This is a genomic window from Desulfovibrio desulfuricans (assembly GCF_024460775.1).
In the GTDB taxonomy this organism is placed as follows: Bacteria; Desulfobacterota; Desulfovibrionia; order Desulfovibrionales; family Desulfovibrionaceae; genus Desulfovibrio; species Desulfovibrio desulfuricans_E.
Genome location: NZ_JANFYZ010000004.1, coordinates 285,466 through 311,404, shown reverse-complemented (window position 1 = coordinate 311,404; position 25,939 = coordinate 285,466). Strand labels below are relative to the sequence as shown.

General features: G+C 59.5%; 18 protein-coding genes. 11 read left to right on the top strand and 7 right to left on the bottom strand.

Going from position 1 to position 25,939, the window contains the following annotated elements; all coding sequences use genetic code 11:
- Nucleotides 1–47 precede the first annotated feature (47 nt).
- Together NE637_RS07190 and NE637_RS07185 are read right to left on the bottom strand one after the other, a co-directional pair.
- Complete coding sequence (locus NE637_RS07190) at nt 48–1,208, bottom strand: UxaA family hydrolase (RefSeq protein ID WP_022659048.1); 1,161 nt, start codon at nt 1,206–1,208, stop codon at nt 48–50.
- Nucleotides 1,209–1,212: 4 nt separating this feature from the next.
- Nucleotides 1,213–1,497, bottom strand: a complete 285-nt coding sequence (locus tag NE637_RS07185; protein ID WP_192113150.1) for a UxaA family hydrolase — start codon at nt 1,495–1,497, stop codon at nt 1,213–1,215.
- 333 nt (nt 1,498–1,830) lie between these two features.
- Here NE637_RS07185 and NE637_RS07180 point away from each other — a divergent pair, with 333 nt between their 5' ends.
- The 11 genes from NE637_RS07180 to NE637_RS07130 all read left to right on the top strand — a co-directional run bounded on the left by NE637_RS07180 (nt 1,831) and on the right by NE637_RS07130 (nt 16,572).
- A complete protein-coding gene (locus NE637_RS07180) occupies nt 1,831–3,468 on the top strand; it encodes a sigma-54-dependent Fis family transcriptional regulator (protein WP_192113151.1) in 1,638 nt (545 codons plus the stop codon).
- A 139-nt stretch (nt 3,469–3,607) separates the two neighbouring features.
- Nucleotides 3,608–5,527 (top strand): SurA N-terminal domain-containing protein, encoded by a 1,920-nt coding sequence (locus tag NE637_RS07175; protein WP_227118178.1) that lies wholly within the window; start codon nt 3,608–3,610, stop codon nt 5,525–5,527.
- 222 nt (nt 5,528–5,749) lie between these two features.
- On the top strand, nt 5,750–7,579 hold the full coding sequence (gene glmS / locus NE637_RS07170) for a glutamine--fructose-6-phosphate transaminase (isomerizing) (protein ID WP_215647518.1): 1,830 nt from the start codon (nt 5,750–5,752) through the stop codon (nt 7,577–7,579).
- A 256-nt stretch (nt 7,580–7,835) separates the two neighbouring features.
- Nucleotides 7,836–8,630 (top strand): type III pantothenate kinase, encoded by a 795-nt coding sequence (locus tag NE637_RS07165; protein ID WP_022659053.1) that lies wholly within the window; start codon nt 7,836–7,838, stop codon nt 8,628–8,630.
- A 132-nt stretch (nt 8,631–8,762) separates the two neighbouring features.
- Nucleotides 8,763–10,064 carry a phosphopyruvate hydratase gene (gene eno / locus NE637_RS07160; RefSeq protein ID WP_192113155.1) on the top strand — a complete coding sequence of 434 codons (1,302 nt, stop codon included), beginning with the start codon at nt 8,763–8,765 and terminating at the stop codon, nt 10,062–10,064.
- A 189-nt stretch (nt 10,065–10,253) separates the two neighbouring features.
- Nucleotides 10,254–11,111, top strand: a complete 858-nt coding sequence (gene folD / locus NE637_RS07155) for a bifunctional methylenetetrahydrofolate dehydrogenase/methenyltetrahydrofolate cyclohydrolase FolD (RefSeq protein ID WP_215647519.1) — start codon at nt 10,254–10,256, stop codon at nt 11,109–11,111.
- A 24-nt stretch (nt 11,112–11,135) separates the two neighbouring features.
- A complete protein-coding gene (locus tag NE637_RS07150; protein WP_215647520.1) occupies nt 11,136–11,576 on the top strand; it encodes a DUF805 domain-containing protein in 441 nt (146 codons plus the stop codon).
- Nucleotides 11,577–11,716: 140 nt separating this feature from the next.
- Complete coding sequence (locus tag NE637_RS07145; protein ID WP_192113158.1) at nt 11,717–12,796, top strand: iron-containing alcohol dehydrogenase family protein; 1,080 nt, start codon at nt 11,717–11,719, stop codon at nt 12,794–12,796.
- Between the two features lie 96 nt (nt 12,797–12,892).
- Entirely contained in the window at nt 12,893–14,080 is a 1,188-nt protein-coding gene (locus NE637_RS07140; protein ID WP_192113159.1) for a DegT/DnrJ/EryC1/StrS family aminotransferase, read from the top strand.
- Nucleotides 14,081–14,174: 94 nt separating this feature from the next.
- On the top strand, nt 14,175–15,863 hold the full coding sequence (locus NE637_RS07135; RefSeq protein ID WP_227118177.1) for a cytidine 5'-phosphate N-acetylneuraminic acid synthetase: 1,689 nt from the start codon (nt 14,175–14,177) through the stop codon (nt 15,861–15,863).
- Nucleotide 15,864: 1 nt separating this feature from the next.
- Nucleotides 15,865–16,572 (top strand): cytidylyltransferase domain-containing protein, encoded by a 708-nt coding sequence (locus NE637_RS07130; RefSeq protein ID WP_225530015.1) that lies wholly within the window; start codon nt 15,865–15,867, stop codon nt 16,570–16,572.
- Nucleotides 16,573–16,816: 244 nt separating this feature from the next.
- Here the strand turns inward: NE637_RS07130 and NE637_RS07125 are convergent, their stop codons facing one another.
- The 5 genes from NE637_RS07125 to NE637_RS07105 form a co-directional block, all read right to left on the bottom strand.
- A complete protein-coding gene (locus NE637_RS07125; protein ID WP_215647521.1) occupies nt 16,817–18,232 on the bottom strand; it encodes a phospholipase D-like domain-containing protein in 1,416 nt (471 codons plus the stop codon).
- Nucleotides 18,233–18,373: 141 nt separating this feature from the next.
- A complete protein-coding gene (locus NE637_RS07120) occupies nt 18,374–18,796 on the bottom strand; it encodes a universal stress protein (RefSeq protein ID WP_227118176.1) in 423 nt (140 codons plus the stop codon).
- Nucleotides 18,797–18,854: 58 nt separating this feature from the next.
- A complete protein-coding gene (locus NE637_RS07115) occupies nt 18,855–23,738 on the bottom strand; it encodes a response regulator (protein ID WP_227118175.1) in 4,884 nt (1,627 codons plus the stop codon).
- Between the two features lie 125 nt (nt 23,739–23,863).
- On the bottom strand, nt 23,864–24,604 hold the full coding sequence (locus NE637_RS07110) for a tetratricopeptide repeat protein (RefSeq protein ID WP_227118174.1): 741 nt from the start codon (nt 24,602–24,604) through the stop codon (nt 23,864–23,866).
- A gap of 102 nt (nt 24,605–24,706) precedes the next feature.
- Nucleotides 24,707–25,921 (bottom strand): MFS transporter, encoded by a 1,215-nt coding sequence (locus tag NE637_RS07105; protein WP_225530016.1) that lies wholly within the window; start codon nt 25,919–25,921, stop codon nt 24,707–24,709.
- Between the last annotated feature and the right edge of the window lie 18 nt (nt 25,922–25,939).

Genomic DNA, 25,939 nt, shown 5'->3' with positions numbered 1-25,939 from the left:
AGGAAAGTATCCTGGGAAAGCAACTTTCCCAGGATACATAACGCAACTTAGGCGCTTTCGTACAAACGGGTCATAATGAATTCTCTGTGTCCCAGAACTTCAGCGGATGTATTGCGTCCATTGCAGGTGCGGAACATCATTTCAAGCAGCTTGTCGCCAGCGGCATCAAGGTTGATTTCGCGGCGCAGAATACCGGAAACGTCAACATCGATGTGCTCGCTCATGGTGCGCACGGTACGGGGGTTGGCCGAAAGTTTAATCACCGGCAGAATGGGATTGCCGATGATGTTGCCCTGGCCCGTGGGGAAAAAGTGCACCACAAAACCGGAGGCCGCGCAGAGCGTAACCATTTCAGCAGCGGCGGAAGAAGAATCCATGAACCACAAGCCGGGGCCGGTGGGCATTTCAGCCTTGTCGAGGCAGCCGATAACAGGGGCTTTGCGGCCAATTTTCTGCACATTGCCCAGGGCTTTTTCTTCAATGGTGGTCAGGCCGCCTTCAATGTTGCCCTTGGTGGGCTGGGAGTCGCTGAGATCGTCTGTTTTGTGGTCGTCCACAACCTTGGCGTAGCGGTCAAAAAAGCCCTTGAACTTGGCCCGGACCTCATCGTTGGCGCAACGTTCCATAACCAGATGTTCGCCGCCGGTGATCTCAGTGGTTTCACCAAAGAGGGTGGTGGCGCCCTTTTCCCACAGTTTGTCAAAAGCGTTGCCAACGGTGGGGTTGGCGGCAATACCGGAGGTGGTGTCGGATTCACCGCACTTGGTGGAAACCCACAACTCGTTTACCTTGCATTCGGTGCGTTGCAGTTCGGTGGCGAAGTGCATGAATTCCTTGGCCTTGCGGGAGGCGCTGCAAATGGTTTCAAGGTCGCCGTGCTGTTCGATGGCAAATCCTTCAACGGGCTTGCCGGTCTTGGCGATACCGTCTACCACGCGCTTGGTCCACTGGGGCTCAATGCCGATAACGATAACGGCGGCAACGTTGGGGTTGGAGCCCACGCCGATCAGCGTGCGGAAATGCAGGTCAAGGTCTTCGCCGAACTGAAGGCGGCCATAAGCGTGGGGAAGAGCCAGGGTGCCCTTGACGTTGTTGGCTACCGCTTCGCAAGCGGCGTTGGAAAGATCGTCCAGGGGCAGAATGATAACGTGGTTACGGATGCCCACGCGGCCATTTTCGCGGCGATAGGCCATAAATGTCTGTTGCATCAGATCACCACCTTTTGGTTTTGACGTTGTGGACATGCAGGTGCTCGCCACGCTTGATGGGCTGCACAACCTTGCCAATGTCAGTGCCGTACTTGATGACGGTGTCGCCCACAGCCATATCCTTAAGGGCAATCTTGTGGCCGATCGGAATGTCGTTCAGCGTTTCAAAGTCGATGCTCTGGTTGCCGTCCATGACCCAGCCATTGAGCTTGTCGCCTTTCTTCACCCCTTCGACAACGATAACGCCGACGCTATCGCCGGGTTCGTGAACCACAAAATGGGTTACCATACCGCTCTCCTTTAATAACATTGCTATAAAAAAGTTTTTTGAAGCAAAAACTTAATGGCAGTATGAGCAAAACAAGAGTACATTTTGCAAAATTATTAGTTTGCATCTGTGGAGTATTGTATATCCACACATAAATACCAATAATATTTTCTGCCTTTAAGCCTTGCTGCAAGATATAGAGCAATTGGTGTGCCAAAAAGTATGCTGCCAGATATCTCATGAGAATGATGGACTTATTTTCACAAACTTGATTGAATAACCAGTGAATACATTGATTTATTGGTAAAAATGATTATATTTGGGCATAAAATTACCCAAATACAGGCGGACAGAATGAAATATAAAATTACCCCTAAGGGGCTGAGCAGCCCCTCTCTCACTGTCGGACAGGTTGTTCACCATCTGGCGCGCATTGTGGCCGGAAAAATCGACAGGAACGCTTTCTTTCAGATTTTATCCAAACAACTTCGTGAACTTTTTCATTATGACAGATTTTGTATTAATCTCTATGACGCAGAACGGGAATTTCTGAACCTGTTCACCGCTGCGGACGGAACCGTGGTAGAATCGCTTTCAAATACGCGCATAGCGCGCAACACGGTTGCTGGGCTTGCCATATCCTCGCGCAAACCTGTGGTTATTAATGACCTTTCTGTGCATAATCTGGGCGATGGCCCCATGCCGCTCTCGTCAGTGGGCCTTAACGCAACTATTGCCCTGCCCCTGATCATCAACCGCGAGGTCATTGGCACGCTGCACGTCTCCTTTGTAAAACAGCCTGATAATATTGTTGAAATTCTGAATTTTCTTATTGAGCTTACGCCAGTGCTCACGGCTTTTCTGTTCGCAGTCCTGGCTGAGGAACGCATGGCAAAGGTCAGGCCAGTGACGGAGCATTCCGGCAGAATGCAGGATGACTCAAGCAGTATTCTGCTTGAAAGCAAGCTGCTCGAGACGCCGCCCATGGTGCGCACAATGGCTGTGGTGCGCAAAGTTGCAAAGTTGAACATTCCCGTGCTTATCACCGGGGAAACCGGTACAGGTAAAAGCATGCTGGCGCGTTGGCTGCATCGTCACAGCCCGCGAAGGGAAGAAAACTTCGTAAAGGTCAACTGCCCTTCCATCGCCCCCACGCTTTTTGAAAGCGAAATGTTCGGCTATGCAAAGGGTGCTTTTACCGGGGCCACAGCCAAGCGTATTGGCCGTATTGAACTGGCCCAGCACGGGACCCTGTTTCTGGATGAAATTGGCGAACTTGCGCCGGAAATGCAGAGCAAACTGCTGCTGGTCATGGAAGAAAATTCCTTTGAGCGCGTGGGCGAGGCTGAATCCACGGGCGTGGACATCCGCGTAATTTCAGCCACCAATATTGATCTGGCAGCAGCCATGGCCGAGGGGCGACTGCGGCGGGATCTGTATTACAGGCTCGGTTCAGTGGTTGTGCGTATGCCTTCGCTGCGGGAGCGCAAAAGCGATATTCCCCTGTTTGTGGACCACTTTATTCATCAGTTCTCCAAGGAATACGAGATACGCCCTCCCCGGCTGAGCCGTTCCGTGGTGCAGGCCCTGCACGGGCATTCATGGCCCGGCAATATCCGTGAACTGCGCAATGTGGTGAGCCGTATGCTGCTTCATTCGCTGGATTCGGCGGTCACGGAGGATTTTGTTTTGGAGGCCCTGCACCAGTGGGAACCTGAATCTGCTGAGAAACAGCCTTGCGAATCAGCCGTTTCTGAGGCGGGCGGAATTTCTGGGAGCGTTGCTGCCCCGGTATCTGGCGGCCCAGGCAGCGTGCAGGCGACAGCCCCGGAGCGCCTCCCCACACTTGAAGAAAATGAGCGTGCCCATATCGAACGGGCGTTGCGCCAGTCCGGCGGGCGAATTTCGGGGCCGCGAGGAGCAGCGGTGCTGCTGGGCGTGCCGCGCTCTACCCTGCAACACAGGATGCGCAAGTTGGGTATGGACAGGTAGCGTTTTTTGCTCCCGCTCGCGGTGCCGCAAGTCGATAGGTGGCTATTTTCTTTCGTACTGTTCCTGTTGTTGAGTTTCCCACAGTTTGCGCTTATGATGCCTCCCTATCTTTTGGGAAATACCGCATCTCGGAGTAAGCATGCTTGAGTATATCCGTTCCAATTCGCAGTCTCTTGGCGTCAAACTGGCTTTTGGCCTCATTATCCTTGTCTTTGTTTTCTGGGGCGTGGGCAGTATGAAAGACCGGGGCGCGGGCAATGTGGTCGCCATGGTTAACGGCGAGCCCATTACTGTGCGTGATTTTGAACTCGCCTATCGCAATGCGGAAGAATCCGTGATGCGCAACAACCCCGGCGCAACGCGCGAGCAGGTTCGTCAGGGGCTTGGCCGTCAGGTGCTGCGCGATCTGGTCAGCCAGACTCTCGTGCGTCAGGAAGCTGCCAGCGCGGGCATTACCGTGACGCCGCTCGAGCTGCGCATTGCCGTGGGGCAGATTCCGGCTTTCCAGAACGCCAAAGGGCAGTTTGACCCTCAGGCCTACAAGCGGGTTTTGGAAATGCAGCGCATTTCGCCCGCGCAGTACGAGCATGACATGAGCGAAGACCTGCTGCGGCAGAAGCTCTTTGCCCTGGTCACTGCCGCAGCATGGCATGACCCTGCCGAAGCCCAGAACCGCTACAACTTCCTGCGTGAACAGCGGGTGCCTGACTACATCTTTATTCCTGCTGCCGATTTCATGGCAAATGCCAAGCCTTCGGATGCGGAAGTCGCCGCCTATTACGACAGCCACAAGGCTGAATTTGCCATTCCTCCCAAGGTGGACGTGGCATATATTCGTATTTCGCCAGAAAATCTGGTCAAGCCCGAAGCCATCAGCGAGGCTGACGCCCGCAAGTGGTACGATGCCAATCTCTCCCGCTTCAACCAGCAGGAAGAGGTCAAGGCCGCGCACATTCTTGTGCCGCTGGCCGAAGACGCCGCCGAGGCGGATGTAAAGAAGGCCCAGGAATCTGCTGCGGCCATTGAAAAAGAACTCAAAAGCGGCAAAAGCTTTGCCGATGTGGCCAATGCCCACAACGGCCCCAATGCTGCCGGCCCCGGCGGCGAGCTTGGCTGGATCAAGCGCGGCACCACGGTCAAGCCTTTTGAAGACACGGCCTTTGCCCTTGAACCCGGCAAGGTTTCCGCGCCTGTGCGCAGCCAGTTTGGTCTGCACATCATCAAGGTGGAGGAAAAGAAGGGCGGAGACACGCAGCCCTTTGCCAGCGTTGCCGCCGATGTGCGCAAGGCCATTGCCAAAGAACAGGGTGCGGACAAACTGCGCGATGTCCTTGATAACCTCATTGAAGACAACATCCTCGGCAAGCCGCTTGAAAAAAGCGCGCAAGCCCTGGGGCTGGAAGCCCAGCAAACGGGCATGGCCTCTGCGCAGGAGCTGCAGCAAAAGATAGGCATCAACGCCGAAGCCGCCGCGAGTCTTGAAAAGACCCCGGCCAATTCGCCGGTGGACAGGGCGCTTGAAGCTGGTGATGCCTATGTGGTGGCCCGTGTGCTCAAGGCGGAACCCGCATCCACCGCGCCGCTTGAAGCTGTGAAAGATAAAATTTTTGCCCGTTTGCAGGGCGAAAAGGCCCTTGCCGAAGCCATGCGCACAGCGGCGGAGCGCCGCAAGAACCTCGCGGACGGCCCCATCAACCCCACAGTTAAGACGGGCATGGGCATCAAGACCGCCAACCCCATGGATCGCAGCGGAAGCCTGGCAGATTTTGGGGCTGACCCTGAGCTTGCCGCGGCCCTGTTCCATGCCAAGGTGGGCCAGTGGCTGCCTGCGGCCTTTGCTGTCAACAGCCCCAAGGACGGTCAGGGCGCCGTGCTCGTGCATGTTGGCGCTGTGCAGCCTCCCGATCCCGCAGAGTGGGACATGATCAAGGACATCATGGTCAACGCCGTGGAGCGCGAGCGCCTTCAGGGCATGTATGAAACTTTCATGCAGCGTCTGCTTTCGACCGCCAAGGTTGAAGTGCACAACATGGATATTGTGGACAGAAAGAACATGTAGTTCTGCCCTGCCGATGGCCCAGCGCCCCCCGGCGCGCAGGCGACAGACACATTGAACTCTCGACCGGAACCGCGTATTGCGGTTCCGGCCTTGCATATTTCCCCCCAACCCTCTCCGTTCTGGCGGCAGGGATATTTACAAAACGACATACCTACCTATTTCTCACAGGTCGACCGAGTGGTCTGTGAACGGGCCTTGCCCGGCGATAAAAGGAGGCACTCTATGTGCGGCATTATCGGTTATGCGGGTCACAGGCCTGCGGTACCCGTTGTAGTTGAGGGCTTGCGCCGTCTGGAATACCGTGGGTACGATTCTGCGGGCGTGGCTTTTGCCCGTCAGGGCGATCTGCATGTGGTGCGCGCCACCGGCAAGCTGGCCGCGCTGGAAGAAAAGCTCGCCCACGAAGAAGGCGTGACCACCCCCACGAGCGCCATGGGCCACACCCGTTGGGCCACCCACGGCGTGCCCGCCGAGCGCAACGCCCACCCCCACCGTTCCAACGATGGCACACTCGCCATTGTGCACAACGGCATCATTGAAAATTATCAGGAAATCAAGGCTGACCTGACGGCCAAGGGGTATACGTTCAGCTCAGAGACAGACACCGAAGTGCTGGTGAACCTCATAGCCGAACGCCGCAAGACCGAGCCTGACCTGTTGCACGCTTTTGCCGCCGCCCTGCGCGAAGCGCACGGCGCATATGCGGTCTGCCTTATGGACAAAAACGAGCCCGGCGTCATCTACGCCGCGCGCATGTCTGCTCCGCTTATCTTTGGTCAGGGCACAGGCGAAAACTTTGTGGCGTCCGACATCCCGGCCTTTCTGCCCTACACGCGTCAGGTGGTGTTTCTCGAAGACGGCGAGCTGGTGCGCGCCACTGCTTCTGACTACGCCATCATGCGCCTTAAGGATCTGAGCCCGGTGCAGCCCGAGCCGCAGACCATCCAGTGGGACATGCAGGCCGCGCAAAAGGGCGGCTACCGTCACTTTATGCTCAAGGAAATTTTTGAGCAGCCCCGCGTTATCACCGATGGCCTCACTGGCCGCATTGAAGGCGACCACAGCGATGTGCGCCTTGCGGAGCTGGACAGCCTGCCTGTGCCGCGCCGCCTGCACATCGTGGCCTGCGGCACGTCTTACCATTCCGGCCTGTGGGGGCGGCATCTGCTGGAGCATTGGGCGCATGTGCCCGTGCAGGTGGAAATCGCCTCCGAGTTCCGCTACCGGGACACCCTGCTGCTGGATAAGGACGACATGGTGCTCGTCATCAGCCAGAGCGGCGAAACCGCCGATACCCTGGCAGCCCTGCGCATTGCCAAGGAAAAAGGCGTGACCGTGCTTGGCCTGTGCAACGTGGTGGGCTCGTCCATTGCACGTGATGCCTCCGCCGTGCTCTACACCCAGGCCGGGCCTGAAATCAGCGTGGCCTCCACCAAGGCCATGTGCAGCCAGATGCTCATGCTGGCCCTCATGGCCCTGTACTGGAGCAAGCGCAACGGCACCATGTCTGCGGACGAAAGGCGTAAGATAATCCACATGCTGGAAAACCTGCCCGCGCTGCTGGACGCCTCGCTGCCCGCCATGCACGAAAAGGCGCGCGAGCTTTCGCGCAAGTACGCCCAGGCCCGCAACTTCTTCTATCTTGGGCGCGGTCATTGCTACTCCCTGGCTCTGGAAGGCGCGCTGAAGCTCAAGGAACTTTCGTACATCCATGCGGAAGGCTACGCGGCTGGCGAAATGAAGCACGGCCCCATTGCCCTGATCGACCCCTCGTTCCCCACTTTTGCCCTGGCGCTGGATGATGTCCTGTTGCCCAAGGTGAAGTCCAATATGGTCGAGGTGCAGGCCCGGCAGGGCAAGGTTATCGCCCTGACCAACGAAGGTTTTGACCTTGGCGCGGAAGATACCTGGGTTATCCCCTCCCTGCCCGCTCCTCTGGCGGGCTTTATGGCCCTGCCTGCGCTCCAGCTTTTCAGCTATGAAACCGCCGACTACCTCGGCAAGGATGTGGACCAACCCCGCAACCTGGCCAAGAGCGTAACGGTGGAATAGACATATCAGCCCCCGGCGGGAACTGCGTCGCCGGAAAAACAGTTGCCCCGCGCCTGTCGTGCAAATATATCCGCCGGCAGGCGCGGGGCTTGCTGTGGTGCATCTGTTGTCCGGCCTGTCCGGTGTCTGATATTCGATTCAGTCATATCCGGCAGGCAATTGCCGCCTAATGCCCTGATTCTGTGCGGCTTGCCTAGTGCGGGCAAATTGGGCATAATCCGGCTCTGTAACCTTTCAGGCCTTTGCGGAGGCGCACATGCAGCCCGAGATTCTGCTTTTCGACATAGGCAATACATCCATCAAGATTGGGCTGGGCAACGAGCGTCATGTGCTGACCTCGTACACCCTGCGCACCGATACCGCCCAGTCGGCGGACAATTTTGGTCTTACCCTTCTCACTCTTTTGCAGCATGCGGGCGTTGCGCCAGCGCAACTCAAGGCCTGCGTTGCGTCTTCTGTGGCGCCCGGTTTTGACCCACTGCTGCGTGAGGCTGTGGCCCGCTATGTGGGCTGCCCCTTGCAGCGAGTGGGCAAGGAACTGCCCGTTCCGCTTGAAAACCGCTATGAACGCCCCGCGGAAGTGGGCGCGGACAGGCTGGTGGGGGCCTACGCTGCACGCCGTATGTATCCGGAAACACCTTCTCTGCTTATTGTCGATTTTGGCACGGCAGTGACCATCGACTGCGTGAGCGGCGATGCCTACATGGGCGGCCTGATATTCCCCGGCCCGCGCACGGCCCTGACCGCGCTTTCGCGCGAGGCCGCCAAGCTGCCGAGGGTCAACCTTGACGTGCGCGCCAACGAGCCTACGCCGGGCCGCAATACCACCACCAGCATCCAGCACGGTCTTGTTTTTGGTTTTGCCTGTATGGTCGAGGGCCTCACACAGCGCCTCAAGAGGCAGATGTCCGGCCCGGTCAAGGTGCTTGGCACAGGGGGCTTTGCCTCTTCCATCGCCCGAGTCAGCAACGTGTTTGATCAGGTGCTGCCCATGCTCCTGCTCGAGGGCCTGCGCAGGCTGCACTACGAAGAACCCGGCACTGACGAATAGCGCCATGAATCCAGCCCGCCTGTCAGGCGGCTCACTGACAAATTTTCTGATCGATATGATCCGCAGACCACCGGCCTTTGCCCGTGGCAAGCATTTTCGTAAACAAGCCCGCCAGGGCAAAAGGAGTAGACAATGAGCAGCATTGCTTCTGTTTATGGCCGTGAGATTCTCGATTCGCGCGGCAACCCCACTGTTGAAGTGGAAGTGACGCTGGAATCCGGTCACAGTGCCCGCGCAGCGGTGCCCTCCGGGGCCTCCACGGGCAGCCGCGAAGCCCTGGAAATGCGTGATGGCGACAAGAGCCGTTTTGGCGGCAAGGGCGTGACCAAGGCCGTTGACAACGTCAACGGCGAAATCGCCGAAGCCATTGTCGGCATGGACGTGCTGCGTCAGGTGCAGATCGACAACACCCTTATCGATCTTGATGGCACTGACAACAAATCCCGTCTTGGCGCCAACGCCATGCTGGGCGTATCCATGGCCTGCGCGCGCGTGGCTTCCGAATTTCTTGGCCTGCCGCTCTACAAGTATCTTGGCGGCATCAACGCCAAGGTGCTGCCCGTGCCCATGATGAACATCATCAACGGCGGCGCGCATGCTCCCAACAATCTGGATATTCAGGAATTCATGATCATGCCCGTGGGGGCCATGACCTTCCGTGATTCCCTGCGTATTGGCGCGGAGATTTTCCACACCCTTCAGGCAATCCTCAAGAAGGACGGCCACGTGACCAGCGTGGGCGACGAAGGCGGCTTTGCCCCCAACCTGAAGAACCATGATGAAGCCTTTACCTACATCATCAAGGCCATTGAAGAAGCGGGTTACAACCCCGGTTCCGAAGTGGCTCTGGCCATCGACGCGGCGGCCAGCGAATTTTATAAGGACGGCAAGTACGTGCTTGGCGGCGAAGGCAAAACCTTCAACAATGCCGAAATGAGCGACTGGCTGGCCGAATTCACCCAGAAGTACCCCCTCATCTCCATCGAAGACGGCATGGCCGAAAGCGATTGGGACGGCTGGGGCATGCTGACCGCCTCTCTGGGCGACCACATCCAGCTGGTGGGCGACGACGTGTTCGTGACCAACCCCGGCATTCTGGCCGAGGGCATTGATCAGGGCGTGGGTAACTCCATCCTTATCAAGCTCAACCAGATCGGCACGGTTACGGAAACCCTGGACACCATCGAAATGGCCAAGGAAGCTTCGTACAGCACCGTTGTTTCGCACCGCTCCGGCGAAACCGAGGACAGCTTCATTGCCGACCTCGCCGTGGGCGTCAACGCCGGGCAGATCAAGACCGGTTCACTTTGCCGCTCCGAACGCATGGCCAAGTACAACCAGTTGCTGCGCATTGAAGAAGAGCTGGACGATGATGCGGACTTCTTCGGCCCCATCATGGCCGAATACTATCTCCAGGCAGAAGACGAAGACTAGGTTTCTCCGCCCGCAGGTCAGGCCGCGCTACGGCAGGGTCTGCGGGCTTTTCACAAGCTGATCGCGTATGGACCTCCAACCCGCGCGCAACCATATTGGAAGGGCGCGGGTACCACCAGCGACCGTCGCACCGGCCGGGCGCGGCGGTCGCCCTGTTTGCGGCGGCTATCTTATTTTTTGGAGTTTGACATGATCTTGATTGACGGCAAAAAAACCGCCGCCGACATCCGGGCGGAGCTTGGCGCGGAAGTGGCCGCCGCACGTGCCGAGGGCCATCGTGCGCCGGGCCTTGCGGTTATCCTTGTGGGCGAAGATCCTGCCTCGCAGGTCTATGTGCGCAACAAGGAACGCGCCTGCGCCGAAGCCGGTATTGTTTCCTTTCCGCACCATTTGCCCGCCACCACCAGCCAGCAGGATCTGCTGCAACTCATTGGCGAGTGCAACGCCAATCCAGCTGTGGACGGCATCCTGCTGCAACTGCCCCTGCCCAAGGGGCTGGACGCGCAGGAATGCCTGCTGGCCATTGATCCGGAAAAGGACGTGGACGGTTTCCACCCTGTGAGCGTGGGCCGTCTTTCGCTGGGCTTGCCGGGTTTTGTCTCCTGCACGCCCGCCGGGGTCATGGAGCTGCTGCGCCGCTACGACCTGCCCACCAGCGGCAAGAAGGCCGTGGTTGTGGGCCGCTCCAACATTGTGGGCAAACCGCTGGCCATGCTGCTGGCCCGTTCTGGCCGTTTTGGCGATGCCACGGTGACCGTATGCCATTCGCGCACGCCCGATCTTGCCGAGCAGTGCCGTCAGGCCGATTTTCTGTTTCTTGCCATGGGCAGGCCCCGCTGCATCACGGGCGATATGGTGCGCCAGGGCGCGGTGGTCATTGACGTGGGCATCAACCGCACTCCCGAAGGTCTGTGCGGCGATGCTGACTTTGCCAGTGTAAGCCCCAAGGCGCATGCCATTACGCCTGTGCCCGGCGGCGTTGGCCCCATGACCATTGCCATGCTGCTGAGCAACACCGTGCAGTCATGGCGGCAGCACCGGGCCTGATCTTGCCCGCTGGAGGGAGAGCGCATGGAATTCAGGGATGCCGTAAAAATCTGCCTGACCCAAAAGTATTGCAGCTTTAAGGGCCGGGCCTCGCGCTCCGAATTCTGGTGGTTCTGCCTGTTCACGCTGCTGATCAATATTGCGGTGGCCATCGTGGGAGCTATTGCGCCAGCGCTGGCTTCCATCATCAGCGCCGTGCAGGCCCTGTGGTTGCTGCTGCCAACGGTGAGCGTGTCAACGCGCAGGCTGCACGACCGCGACCTTTCCGGCTGGTGGCAGATGCTGCCGCTGGCAGCGGCGCTGCCTGCCATAGCAGGGGCCGTGCTTGAAGCTGATGGTCTGCTGGTGCTGGCAGGCAGTGCGGCGGCTCTGGCGAGCCTTGGGCTTCTGGTGGTATACGCGCTTAAAGGAACCTCCGGATCCAACCGTTTTGGCTCTGATCCACTTGACGACAGCGGGGTCTGAGGGCCACCATATGAAGGTTGTGCCGCCCTTCGGCGACAACAGGCGAAAATCCGCGCCAATGGCCCATTGCTGGCCATCTTGCCAGACGTTCGGCTATAGCGTATGGCCCGGTCATCATCTGCCATATTGAGAGGGCAACTATGTTTCGCAACGCAAAGAATGTCGGTTACTATATGATTGGTTCGGGCAGCCTTGCCCAGCTTGGCGATCTGATCGGCGCGCGCCGCGCCGCAGTGAACGGCCCTGCCGTGTTCTTTATTGACCATTTTTTTGAAGGCAAGGATCTCATTGCCAAGCTGCCCGTGGAAAGCAAGGACATGGTGGTCTATGTGGACACCACCAACGAACCCACCACTGACAGCATTGACGGCTACACCGACAAGGTGAAGGCCTTCCTCAACGGCGTGGCCCCCTGCGCCCTGCTGGCCTTTGGCGGCGGCTGCGTGCTTGATACCTGCAAGTGCGTGGGCAACCTGCTGAACAACCCCGGCAAGGCCGAAAACTATCAGGGCTGGGAACTGGTCAAGAATCCCGCTCCCTACAAAATCGCCGTTCCCACCCTTTCCGGTACGGGTTCCGAAACCTCGCGCACTGGCATCATCTGCAACGAGGAAAAGAACATCAAGCTGGGCATGAACAGCGACTACACCATGTTCGAGCAGGTGCTGCTCGACCCTGACCTGACCGCCAGCGTGCCGCGCAACCAGTATTTCTACACGGGTATTGATACCTACATGCACTGCTTTGAGAGCATCACCGGCTCCTACCGCAACGTGGTGGTGGATTCCCTGGCTGAAAAGGCCATTGACCTCAGCAAGCAGGTCTACCTTTCCAGCGACATGATGAGCGATGAAAACCGCGAAAAGCTCATGATCGCCTCCTTCCTGGGCGGCATGGCCGCCGGTTTCGTGGGCGTGGTGCATCCCCTTTCCGCTGGTCTCAGCATGGTGCTGCACATGCACCACGGCATTGCCAACTGCCATGCCCTCACCGTGCTGGAAGACATCTACCCCAATGAATACAAAGACTTTATGTCCATGATGGAACGTCAGGGCATCGACCTGCCCAAGGGCATCTGCCAGGGCCTTACCGATGCGCAGTACGATGCCCTTTACGGCGCCAGCATTGTGCACGAAAAGCCGCTTTCCAACCGCCTTGGCCCGGATTTCAAAAAGATCCTCACCAAGGAAAACGTTATCGAGCGCTTCAAGCGCATGTAGCCGCGCGCGGCGCAACCAGCGCCACCGCTTGCAGTGATAACCGCATATTGTGCGCCGTCGGGCCTTCCGGCGGCGCATTTGCCACAAGGAGTCCTCATGGACCTTAAAGTGAATTTCAGTGGCCGCGCCATCCGCTACACGGAAGAAGAAATCGCCGTGGTTGTCGATGTCATGCGCAATGCCGACACGCTCACCCAGGGCGTGCACATGCGTGATTTTGAAAGCAAGTTTGCCAGCTATCAGGGCGTTGCCCAGGGCAGCTGCTTTGTGACCATGAACGGCGTTTCGGCTCTGGAACTTTCGGCCCAGTTGTGCCGCTTCAAGCCCGGCGATGAAGTGGTCATGCCTTCGCATACCTTTACGGCCTCTGCCTACCCCTACATCAAAAAGGGCGCCACAATGGCCTGGGCTGACGTTGACCTTCTTACCCGGGTCGTCACAGCCGAAAGCATCGAAAAAGCCATTACGCCCCGCACCAAGGCCGTTGTTGTGGTGCATCTGTACGGTTATGTGGCAGACATGGTAGGCATTGCCGCCCTGTGCAAAGAGCGCGGGCTTATCCTCATCGAAGACGCGGCCCAGTCCATCGGCTCCGAGCTGAACGGCAAAAAGGCTGGCAGCTTTGGCGACATGGCCGTTTTCTCCTTCCATTCGCACAAAAACCTCACCACCCTTGGTGAGGGCGGCATGCTCTATGTGCGCGATCCCAAGCTGGCGGCCCTGGTGCCAACCCTGCGCCACAACGGGCATTGCGGCTATGATTTTGAACGGCCCGACTACTGGAAGCCCGCCATGGGCAACGTCGATCTGCCCATGCTGGACGGGGAACCCCTGCAGCCCAACAACTATTGTCTTGGCGAAGTGGAATGCGCGCTGGGGGCCAAGCTCCTTGAGCGTATCGACGCCATCAATGACGAAAAGCGCGCCCGCGCACTGCGCTTCATTGATGCGCTGGCGGATTTTCCCGAGCTGGAGTTCCACCGGGAGGATTCGCGCCGCCACAACTATCACCTGCTGGCCGCGCGCATGACCACGGGCACCGAAGCCCGCGACCGCTTTATACGCGCCATGTTCAATGAAAAAGGCGTGAAGTGCGTGGTGCAGTATATTCCGCTGGATCGCTACGATTACTACCGCCGTCTGGGCATGGGCAAGGCCGACTGCCCCAATGCCGACACCTTCTTTGACGCCATGATTTCCTTCCCCTTCCAGCACTGGCTGACGGATGAGGAATTTGACTACATGCTGGCTTCCACCCGCGAGGTTCTGGCCAGCCTGCGCTAACGCGGTCTGTATTGCCCCGGACGGCATCGGTTTCACGATGTTGTCCGGGGTTTGCTCACTGCGCCCTGCTCCTTCCGCACAGCCGAGAACACACGTGAAAGAACGCTGCATCGTCATACCTGCCATCAAGAAAAATGCCGTCATTCCTGACCAGCTTGTTAAAAAACTGGCCGGGGTTACGCTTGTGGAACGGGCCGTCAATACCGCGCGCGGCGTCTTGCCCGGCGATGATATTGTTGTGCTGACCGACAGTCAGGAGATCGCGCTCATCTGCGAACGCGCGGGCGTGCGGCACCACTGGAACAAGGATCTGCGGTTCACCAGCCTTGATATTGTTACCGAAATGCGCGGCCTGCTGACAGAGCTTGCACGGGAATACGAGCACTGCATGATTTTGCGCGCCTCCTGCCCTCTGCTCACATGGGTGGATGTGGAAGACGCCTGGAAGCGCTTTCGCGAGGCGCAGGCCGATAGTCTGGTGACGGTCAAAAGCATGCGCCAGCGCATCTGGAATGTGCAGGGCGAAGGGCTTGAGAGCCTGCTGGACGAAGACGCCGGACACGACAGCGAAAAAATGCTGGTGGTGGAAAGCCGCGCGCTGATCATTCTGCGGCTTGCCCTGCTGGACAAGGCCAACGGCCACACGCTGGGGCGCGGCAAGATAGTGCCGTATTTTCTCAACGACAGGGCCATTGAAATTCAGGGCTATCAGGACTGGTGGATCTGCGAGCACCTTTTGCAGCGGCGGCATGTGGTCTTTGTGGTGGCTGGCTGGCCCGCCATCGGCATGGGGCATGTATTCCGCGCGCTGATGCTGGCGCACGAGATCACCAATCACAAGATCAGCTTTGTCTGCACGCGCGAGAGCGAGCTGGCGGTGGAAAGCATTGCCCGCAAAGACTACAAGATCGTGCGCCAGGGCAACGAGGAGCTGGCAGACACTGTGCTGCGCATGCGGCCCGATCTGGTGGTCAACGATATTCTGAACACCACGGCGGCCTATATGGCGCGCCTGACCACGGCTGGCGTGCGCTGCGTCAATTTTGAGGATGAAGGCCCCGGCGCGGACTGGGCGCGGCTGGTGGTCAACGCCCTGTACGAAGACAGGGACAGCAACGAGCGCCTGCGCTACGGGCCAGATTATTTTTGCCTGCGCGATGAGTTTCTGGGTGCGGCGCGCAATCCCTTCCGCCCTGAACTCAGAACAGTGCTCATTACCTTTGGCGGCACGGATCTCAATGACTGCTCGCGCCGGGTACTGGACATCATCGAACCCATCTGCCGGGCCTACGGCATCCGCATCCGCCTTGTGGCGGGGCCGGGCTATGCCCACAAGGACGCCATGGAGGCGCATCTGGCACGGCTGGATAACCCGCTGGTGGAATTTACCTGGGCCACCAACGTCATGAGCCGCATGATGGAAGGGGCCGACCTCGCCATCTGCTCCGCAGGGCGCACGGTGTACGAGCTGGCCCACATGCGGATTCCTTCAATGGTGCTGGCCCACCACGAGCGCGAGGCGCGCCACACCTTTGCCCGCCCACGCAACGGCTTTGCCTTTGTGGGCATTATGGACAGGGTCAGCGATGCCAAGATTCGCAATGTTTTTCTGGCCATGCTCAAAAATCCCCGGCGAAAACGCTTTTGGGATCGCCAGAACGCCCTTAATTTTACGGCCAACAAGGGGCGCGTTGTAGCCCTTATGCAGAATATCCTGCAGGAAGGCGCAGCCGCCCCTCAGGCGGCGGAAAATGCCGCTCCCGCAGAACCGCAGCAAGCGTAACATGCTCCACAAAGGAACACCCATGCGCAAGACCGGCAAGGTTATAGCCATTGTTCAGGCCCGCCTCGGCTCCACGCGGCTCCCCATGAAATCGCTGCTCTGTCTGCGCGATGTGCCCGTTATAGACTGGGTAACGCGGCGGCTGGCGCAGGCGGCAAAGCTTGACGGCATCATGGTGGCCGTGCCGGATACGCCCCTTGACCGTGTACTCATGGAGCATCTGCAAAGGCGCGGCGTGCCCTGCGTTGCCGGTTCGGAGGACGATGTGCTGGCGCGTTTCTGTCTGGCGGCCCGCACGGCGGATGCCGGGCGTGTGGTACGTGTGTGCGCCGATAATCCGCTCATCTGGGCCGGGGCCATTGACCGGCTGGTGGATTTTTACGATCAGGGCGGCTGGGACTATGCCTATAACCATATTCCGCGCAACAACCTCTGGCCAGACGGCCTTGGTGCGGAAATCCTTTCACGCGATCTGCTGGAAGAACTGGACGCCAAGGCCGCCCAGACCTCGCAGCGCGAGCACTGTCTCAACTACATATGGGACAATGCCGCCAGCTTTAAAATAGGCACGTTTGATCCGGAAGAAGACTGGCTGCGCCGCCCCGAACTCAAGCTGGATATGGACAGGTCTGACGACTTCTGCCGTCTGGCGCTCAAGCCCATCCACCCCGACATGGACGCAAGGGACATTGTGCGCGTGTTTGGCTAGGGGCCTTTTCCCAATAATTCTTTTGGCCAGTCACTGCGACATCCAGCATTTTTTACTCCAGTCATGGACAGAAAGCGTAGTCTCCTGTCGTAAAAAATACTGTTTTCCTTGTACTCGGCGCAAAATTTTTTATTGAGAAACAACCCCCTAGTTTGGTTCAGGGATGCATGCTCAAGCCCCCAAGGTGTTTTTTGGCCCGGAATACGGGCTGGGAGATTCCTTGGGGGCTTTTTGCGTGGGGTGATTACAGATATGGCGAAAATATCCAGCAGGCGGCATTGCGCAGCTTTACGGGCAAGGACAGGGCTGCAAGGTAATCCCTGGTGATTTCGCGTCCCGTGATGATGGCCCTGTCGATGTGGGCGGTAATCTGGTCGTGCACATCCGGGTTGAACACTTCCATGTTCAGCTCAAAGTTCAGACGCAAGCTGCGGGCGTCCAGATTGGCTGAACCTATCTGTGAATAGTAGCCGTCCACGGCCAGCAGCTTGGTGTGAGCAAAGGGGGGCTGCTGGTACCATACGCGCACGCCTGCTTCCAGCAGGGTGGGCAGCAGGCGGTATTGCGCCCAGTGCACGTAGAACAGATTGTTTTTTTCAGGCAGTACAACACGCACGTCCACACCGCGTTGACCGGCGGAACGCAGCGCGGAGACAAGCCCGTGCGAGGGTAGAAAGTAGGGCGTCATGATGCGCACGGAGCGGCGGGCCGCATTGATGACGGCGCAGTAGATGTCGTTGAGAATGTCCGCCTCTGAGCCGGGGCCGTCCATGATGATGCGGCAGCGGCTTTCGCCGCGCGGCAGGGTAGTGGCTGGCGGCAGGGGCGTGTAGTTGTTGGTGCAGAACCCCCAGTTGAGCAGAAATGCACGGCGCAACTGGTCCACAATGGGGCCTTCGCACTGAAAGTGCATGTCCTGCACATACTTGGTCTTGCCTGCGGCGATGTTGTCGTCCGCTATGTTCATGCCGCCGGTAAAGGCCACTGTGTCGCACACCAGCATTTTGCGGTGGTTGCGCAGGTTGATGCTGAAATTGGGCGGAAACAGGCGCGGCGGCATGAACAGGGCCACGCGCACTCCGCGTTGGGCAAGCTTTTTCCACGGCTTGCGCACGGAATAGAGCATGCCGATGCCGTCCACCAGCAGGCGGGCGTCCACGCCGCGCTCCGCAGCGCGGGCCAGGGCCTCGCCAAAGGCCGTTGCAACCTGGCCTGCGTTGAAAATATAGGTGCAGAGAAAAACGTGGTCCTTGGCATTGTCTATGGCAGCAAGCATGGCCGGGTAGGCCTGATCACCATTGCGCAACGGGGTGACGGCATTGCCGGTGCTCAGGTGCTGCTCGGTGAGCACACGCCCGATGTGTTCCATGCGGGCTATGCTGTCAGGGATATTTTCCGGCGGAACCTTGGAAAAGGGCGGATGGGCGTAATCCGGCTCCAGAGGCTGCTGCCGCCGCATGATGCGGCTGGCCCTGCTTTCTGCTCTGCTGATGCCAAAACAGGCATACAGGATGGGGCCTACAACAGGCAGAAACAGGGCCGTGACAGTCCAGCCAAGGGCCGCGCGGGGGTCGTGTTTGGTCAGCAGGGCATGGCAGACAGCAACCCACGAAAGTATGTGGGCGACAATAAGGCCCAGTGTTTCAAAAAATAGCAGCATTGTTTTCCCACAGTGAGAGCGCGTCAGCAGTGGGTGCGCGCGGTTAAAGGCCGGGCGGCGCGGCGTCTGCGTACAGGGCGGGTTAGATACCAGCCTTTACAAACTATTGCGCCGCCTCAGCCAGCACAGATGGCGCGGTGCCTAGCGGCGTATGGCCAGCAGCGGCGTGTCGGTATTGCGCAGCACACGCTCTGTGATGGAGCCGAGCAGCATGTCTTGCAGCCCGTCGCGTCCGTCAGTGAACATGATGATAAGGTCGGCATTTTCCTCATGCGCCACGCGAATGATGGTTTCAGCCGTGGTGCCTTCTTCCACACGGCAGCGAACAAACCCGGCGGGTTTTTCCATTTCCGCAGCTACAGTGTTCAGCAGAGTTTGCCCCTTGGCCTTCTGCTCCGCCAGAAGTTCGGCGTGGGCCTCGCCGCCCACGATCTGGGGCAGCGGCTCAAAAATGTGCAGGAGGACAATATCGCCGCAGGCAAGGTTTTTGGCGTGATTCAGGGCAGACTTGGCACGGTCCAGACCGTTTTTGCCGCTCACAGGAATAAGAATGGTCTTGTACATGGCTTCCCTTGGGTCAAAGGTTATTGCAATGCTGGTTGCGCCTGAGGAACGTGGCCGATCAGCGGCGCGGTGTCAGGCCGATGCGGTTGCGTTCAACCGCCACGGCCAGCTCGGGCAGCAGGTCGCGTAGAGCGTTCATGTCATTGGCCTTGGCGGCGCGCTCCACGCAACGGGCCATACGGGCCAGCACGCGGAAGCCAAAGGCGTCAGATTCCGTGGCAATGCGGTTGGCCGCATCACCCACCACCGCGCAGCGCCGGTTTTTGAAACCCTGTTGGGCATCGTCCATGGCGGCATCAAGCCGCGCCACAAGCTGCGGGATTGTTTGATCCGTTTCACGCGGGGCTATGGGCTGCACAGGAGCCTGCGGCGCAAATACGGCTGGCTGTGGCTCCACGGTTCTTTGCTCCGCAGGGGCCGCACGATGGCTCACTGCCTCAGGGGCCTGTGCAGGTGCTGTTTCACCGGAGTGACTGCCTTGAGGCGCATGCTGGGCGTTGTCATGCCCGTTATGGCGCAGGGCTTCTGCGGCGCCTGCAATGAAATTCATAATGGAATTGCCAGTTGCCTTGCCCTTGAGGTGGGCGGCGGAACGCTGAGGTTCCGCAACTCCGGCAGATGACCCTGCCCGGGGCGTGCCAGCAAGTGCAGGGGACTCGGCCTGCACATCATCCTGACGTGGCATGGCCGCCAGATCCGCCATGAGATCGGGCTTGCCGCCTGGCAGAGGTTCGTTGTCAGCCCCAAGGGGGCGGTCGCCAGCGCTGCCCAGCAGTTTGAGAATGAGCCGCCCCGTTGCGGTGCGCGGCATTTCAACCTGACGGGAATGTCTTTCATCGTCAGCCTGACCGGAATCCTGCTTGGAACTCTGGTCGACCGTACCGGAGGCCTCATCCTGCCTGGCGGGCTTGGTCATGGGCATGGGTTCGCCCACCCATTCCCCGGGGTGCGCGAGACTGGGGCTGACATAGCTTTTTTCTTCTCTGGCGGGCGCAGCAAGCGGAGGAGTGGGCGCGGTGGCAGACAGGGCATCCCGTGCGGGCGTCTGGGGTATGCCTTGCCCAAAGCCTTGCCCAAAGCCTTGCGCTGGCCGGGGCGCAGGGCTGGCTGTTTTGATGGGGGTGCCAATGGGCATAGGTTCACCCACCCATTCATCCTGAAGGCTGTATGTATCCCATGCGCCCTTGCCAGCAGGCGCGGGAACATCAAAGGCTGCGTTGTTGACAGGAGACAGCGTGGCTTCTCCAGCCCTGCCTGTCATGGCCTTGAGAGGGTCGGCGCTTTCGGCGGTGGGTTGTTCTGCGGGCTGCTCTGCTGGTTCGGGCATATCTGGATCCGAAGGCAGGGAGGCCTCGAGAAATTCTGCCGGGGTAACAGTTTCCCTAGCAGCAGGGGTTGGGTCGGAAAGCTGTTCCGGCTCGGGCCAGTCGAGAGTCTCGAGGGCCTCAGGCGTCTTGTCCGCCGGGGCAGACATTTGCTCCGTTGCTTCTGGAACAGGTGTAACTGCGGGCGTATCTGTGACGAGTTCCGCCTGTTCCACTGGTGCAGAGGCGGGGTTCTCTTGTTGCGCTGCCGCGTCTTCCGCTTCGGATTCCCGTGCTGATTCAGGCTCTGGCTCGCTCGTCTGCGAAGCAGCGGGGGCTTCTGCCGCCCACTGCGGGCCTTCAAGGCCAGCCGAGGCCATAAATTCAGCGTCAGTGTTGTTCGCGGCCTGCGAGGGCTCCTGCTGCGAGGTTGCAGAGTCAGCTTCCCGCGGTTCTTCTGTCGATGGCTCCGGCAATATCTCCGCAATAATTTCTGGTTGCGCTTCGGGCTGATGCTCTGCGTCGGCCTGCATACCCAAAGGCTCCGGCTGGGCCGCATCCGGCAAAATATCCAGCGGTTCAGCCTGCTCAGGTGCGGTCAGTCCTTCTACCGGGGATGCTTCTTTTTCGACCGGGGCCGCACCAGCAGGGGCAACATCGGCAGGAGCGGGAATAACGGCGGCAGGTTCCTCCATGGAAATTTCTGGAGTGTCCGGCATGGCGGCAAGCGCCTGCCCGGCATCCTGCGCAGTGTTCTCGGGCGGCAAAAGATCCGTCAGTTCAATGGGCGCATCTTCTTCTGCCTGAGGGGAATCTTCCATCATGGGCAGGAGCATGCCAGACTGGTCGGCGGTGCCAAAATTCAGTGATTGCGTGGACGACAGCAGCGTCAACGGTTGAGAATCCATGGATGCGCCAGTACCCGGCAGGGCATTCTGCAAGGAAGCATCGTGGCCGAAAAGGTCGGGTAGCTGGTTCTGCTCCTGCGCCTGGATGCTGGTGGCAGCATCGACGGATATGTTCTCGGGTTCGGGCGAGCCGACCTCGTGAACGGGCAGGGGAATATCCTCTGCGGGCGGCACTGGGGCACTTTCTTCTGCCGCAGGGTCAGGGGCCGACACTGCTGACACAACCGGTCCGTGGTCTGTAAATCCGGCTTCGTCCAGTACTTCGCGCAGGGTAGCGGCAAAGGCCTCCGCATCCACAGGTTCGAGCAGGGCGTGGGTGTAACCCGTGTCTGCCAGCTCATCCCAGCGGGTATTGTCCTTGGTGACGGCAAGGGCCTTGAATATGGGCAGCCCGACTTTGAGGGCTTCGGCTTCAAAGCGGCCCAGAGCGTCCGCCTCAGCGGGGCCGTCGTGGGGGTACTGGGCCACGAGCATGAGAGCGGGGGCCTCGCGATTGCATTCCAGCGCTTCGCGCATGCTGCGGGCCTGGGTGCTGTTGCAGCCGAGGGTGGTTATCATGTGGGCCAGCGCCTGACGGTCAACGGCGCTTTCGGCCACCACGGTAATGGTGGGCGCGCGTTGTGGTTCCGGCGTAGCTTCTGTTCCGGTTTCGTTCTCCAGCGGCTTCAGGCGCAGGGTAAAGGCAATGGATGTTCCCTGCGGGCCGCATTCCACATTGAGGTACCCGCTGTTGGAACCGGCCAGTTCCCATGCGCGGGTGAGCGCCAGCGAAGATCTGTCGCGCGGCGGGATGCCCGCCCCGGTGTCGGTCACGGTAAACAGCAGATGCCCCGGATCGGCGGTTTCGGGCACTCGGCGTACAGAAAGGTGCACAGCGCCTCTTGTGGTGGCCCGCACGGCGCTTTCAAGCAGCAGGCCGAGGGTTTCGCGCAGGGCTTTGGCCTGCCCTTCATACATGTGCCCCAGCAGGGGGGGCATGTACCACGCAAGACCGATGCCCGAGTTCTCGGCGGCAGTGGTCACGGCATCGTGCGCCTCGCGCACAAGGTGCTGCAGGTTGAAGGCCGTGCGCTGCTCGCCCACGCTGGTCTGGTCCAGCTCCTTGCCGGGGTTGTCAATAATTCTGGCAAGATCGCCAGCAGCGCCAAGCATGTTTTCAGCATACTGGCGCACCGCAGGGGGCAGGGAGCAATGGCCGAGAGCCGCGCCCTCGCGCATGAGGCGATCCAGCGGCGGGCGCAGCAGGTTCTCCCACATGCCGGGGTCAACGGCGGAGGCTGACTTTTTCTGGTTTCTGGCAGGCGCTGCAACTGGTTCCAGATCGGAATTGTCAGAAATATCCACCGGCAGGGCGGAAAAGTCAGCGGCGGTTTTGCCTGTAACAGCAGAGGGCGGCAAGAGACGCAGATTGGGGTCGTCCAGCGGAGTGTCAAGGCTGATGGGGCCATCGTTTGTCCCGGCACCAAGGCTGGAACTGATCAGCGCCGCATCCAGCGCGGCGGAGTTTCGTTTGTCCGCCGCTGCGGATTCGCGCTTTGTGGCTTTCTTGCCCTCTTCGGCCTGGGCAGCGTCACGCGGCAGGCCTGTTCCGGCAATGAGCAGGGCGCTCAGGGCCGTGCCCCACAGGGGAGCAGAGGCCAGCAGATTTGCGGCGTAGCCGTAATCAAGCCCCATGACGCCCGCAGCCACAAACAGGGGCGGCACAAGACAGCCCAAAAGAAAACGCCGTGCGCCGCCAAGGCCCATGATGGCTCCGCCAAGGGCGCTCAGGGTAAAGATCACCGTGCAGGCAGGCCAGAGGGAAAGAAAACGAATGCTCCAGCTAAAACCGGGAAGGAGCGGCAGCAGGGCCAGTGCCGCGCCCGGCAGGGAAAGCAATATAAACTGGGCGTCCAGCAGGGGCGAGCGGCCCCTCGTGCGCATAAGATGACGGCCCACGTGGGGCAGAAGCATAAGCGCCAGACCAGGCGCGAGAACCGCCAGAGCCTGATTAAGGGTTATGCTGCCGGAGCCGTAGGCAGGCATGCCAAATATGCCCTGCGCCAGTGCAACACCCACGTAAAGCGCTGTCCAGATGCGCCATTGGCCCCTTTCGGAGAGCCCGCGCAAAAGGCACAGCAGCATGACCACGGCAAGAGCCAGCAGGGCGGCAGTGCCCGCAAGGCTGCCCCAGTTGGAGGCTGCGTCCTGCGGGCTGCGCAGCATGGGTGAAAACCAGATGCCCGGCAGGCCGTCCAGGCGGATATAGCAGGTGATCGGGTCGGCCCCCGGTTCGGGCAACAGCATCACATTGCGGTGACTCGGGAGAATCTCGCGCCATTCAACGCTGTCTGTCGCCGGGTTGGCGGCTGGTTCGTACAGAACAGGGTCAGCCGGAACATCGGGCCCAATGTCCAGCAGCATGGCCTGCGAGCGTCCCCCAGCGGGCAGAGGGGCCAGGGTAAAGCGCAGCCACATCACGCCGGTGACTCGCGGCAGTTCCTTGACGTTCAGGGGTTTGAACATCTGGCTGTTGGAAGGGGCGGCAGCCTCCTCCACATCCATGGTTCCCGTCACGTCAATAAAGTATTGCAGGTCGGGCAGCAGCGGCGTGTTTGCAGAACGCAACACGGGCGGAATCATGCCGCTGTGCGCCGTGGAAGGCGCTCCAATACCTGCGCAGGTTATGCACAAAAAAAGGGCGCAGGCGCGCAGCAACGCACGCGAAATGCCGGAGGAAGTGAGAGTCATGGTCGTTCCGCCTGTATGATCACCGATCTATCTATGGTCTTTCCCCCTTCAGGCGCGAATGCGCCTCCAAATCCGATGCAGGGGGCGGTTTGTCGTGCTGGGACGGCTTTTAGCCGCAGCTGCACCTAGCGCAGGTTTCTGATTACGTCAGAAACGGACTGCCCGTCAGGAGCGCGCGCAGCGGGGTTGACTGCCAGCAGACGTTGCCATGCCTTCATGGCGTCATCCTTGCGCTTGAGGTCGAAGTAAAGCACCACGCCCTCGTTGAACATGGCGTTTTCATGCCGGGGGTTCACGCTGGAGGCGCGGCGGAAACTCGTCACGGCCTTGTCGTATTCGCCAAGCTCGCGGTACATGATGCCAAGGTCTGTCAGCACATCGGCATTGTCGGGCGCAAGAGCCAGAGAACGTTCGTAGGCGCTGGCGGCCTTGCGCGACTGGCCGGTGTCAAAATAGAGGTTGCCAAGGTCTGTCCAGTTATGCGCGTCCTTGGGGTTGGCAAGGACATTTTGTTCCATGGAGGCGATTTTGGCTGCCAGCTCAGGCGGAATGGGAGGCTGGTTGTCCTGCTTGGCCTGGCCGGAAGGCTGAGCGGAAGGCTGCGAGGCCGTCTGCGTCTGGCCTGCGGGCGTCTGCTGCGCTGGCTCCTGCGTGAACACTGACGGCACAAGGCTGCCCACATAGACGCCCAGCACAAGGGCCACGGCGATGCCTACAAAAAAAACACCCTTGCTGACCTTGCTGATGCCGTGGGGCTGTTCAGCCTGGGGGGCTGTTTCCGGGGTGGATGTGGTGTCGGCGGGCGCGGAAGGCTGCACTGCCGTGGGAGTATCTGCGGACTTTTTTTTGGGCTTTTTGTTTGCCATGTATTCCTCGTGGCTTGGGAAATATCTTTATCCATCAGCCTACAACCGGAGGAAAAAAGAGGCAAGCCCGCAGCTTGCGCACCCCTGCGCCATCCCCCCGGTTCAGCGCGTCCGTCCACCGTGGACAAGGCGATATATACCAACAGAAGCCAAAACTACGATGCTCAGGGTCAGATACATGCCGCTGTAGCCCATTGAGGGGATAAGATGGCCGAATATGTAAGGCCCAAGGCCGATTCCGAGGTCAAAGAATATGTAGAATGTTGTGGTCGCCTGCGCATAGCGCGAGCGTGAAACCAGCGAGAGGGATACCGCCTGCCCCACAGACTGAAAGTTGGCAAAGCCCACGCCCAGCAGCAGCCCCGCGCCCAGCAGCGCGGCTGCGCTTTCGGCGCGCGAAAGCACATACAGGGCCAGAGCCGTGAGCAGCAGGGCGGGGTACAAAATCACGTGTTCGCCGTGTCGGTCAAACAGGCGGCCGCTATGGGGCCGCGTAAGCAAGGCCGCCCCGGCGTAACACAAAAAGAATATGCTGGCGGTGCTCGTGAGGTCGTGCTCCGCCGCAAAAGAAGGTAAAAATGCCTGTATGCAGCCATAGCTCGGACATACGGCAAGAGCCACCAGCGAAAAGCGTACCACTCGCGGGTCAATATAGCTGTACAGGCTCAATACCGGGCGCGCAGGGTGGCGCATGGGCGGCAGGTTGCGCAAAAAGCAGAAAATACCCAGGCACAGCAGACTGATGCCCGCATTGAGCAGCATGAGGGTGTGGTATCCGTACCTGAGGGAAAGGAAAATGCCCAAAAATGGCCCAAGGGCCAGCGCCAGAGCGGCGCTCATGGTAAAAAGGCCTATGCCCAGACCATGAAAACGTACAGGAACAACGTAAGCCACAATGGCTCCTGTGGCGGTTCCGGCCACGCCCACGCCAAAACCGGCCGCAAAGCGCTGTACAAAAAGCATGGGGAGCGAATCCACCATAAAAAGGCCGCCAATGCTCGCGGTGAACAGCAGCAGCCCTGCCAGCAGGCAGGGCTTGCCCCCAAATGTGGAAAGCTGGTTGCCGGTAAGGAATCTCCCCACAAGGCAGCCGATGACCATGATTCCGGAGGTCAGCCCCGCTGTGCTCAGGCTGGTGCCAAAGGTTTTTTGCACATGGGCCGTGCCCGTGACAAAAATGAGATAGTAGTCCGTCATCAACAGCATGTTGATGCAGGTGACAACCAAAAAGCTGCCCCGGCAAATGGCGGCAAGGGCCTCGCGCAAACTGGCATCAGTCTGCTGGGCTGCGTGGAGGCGACGGTGTTTCATGGGCATGATCTGGCCTCGCTGACA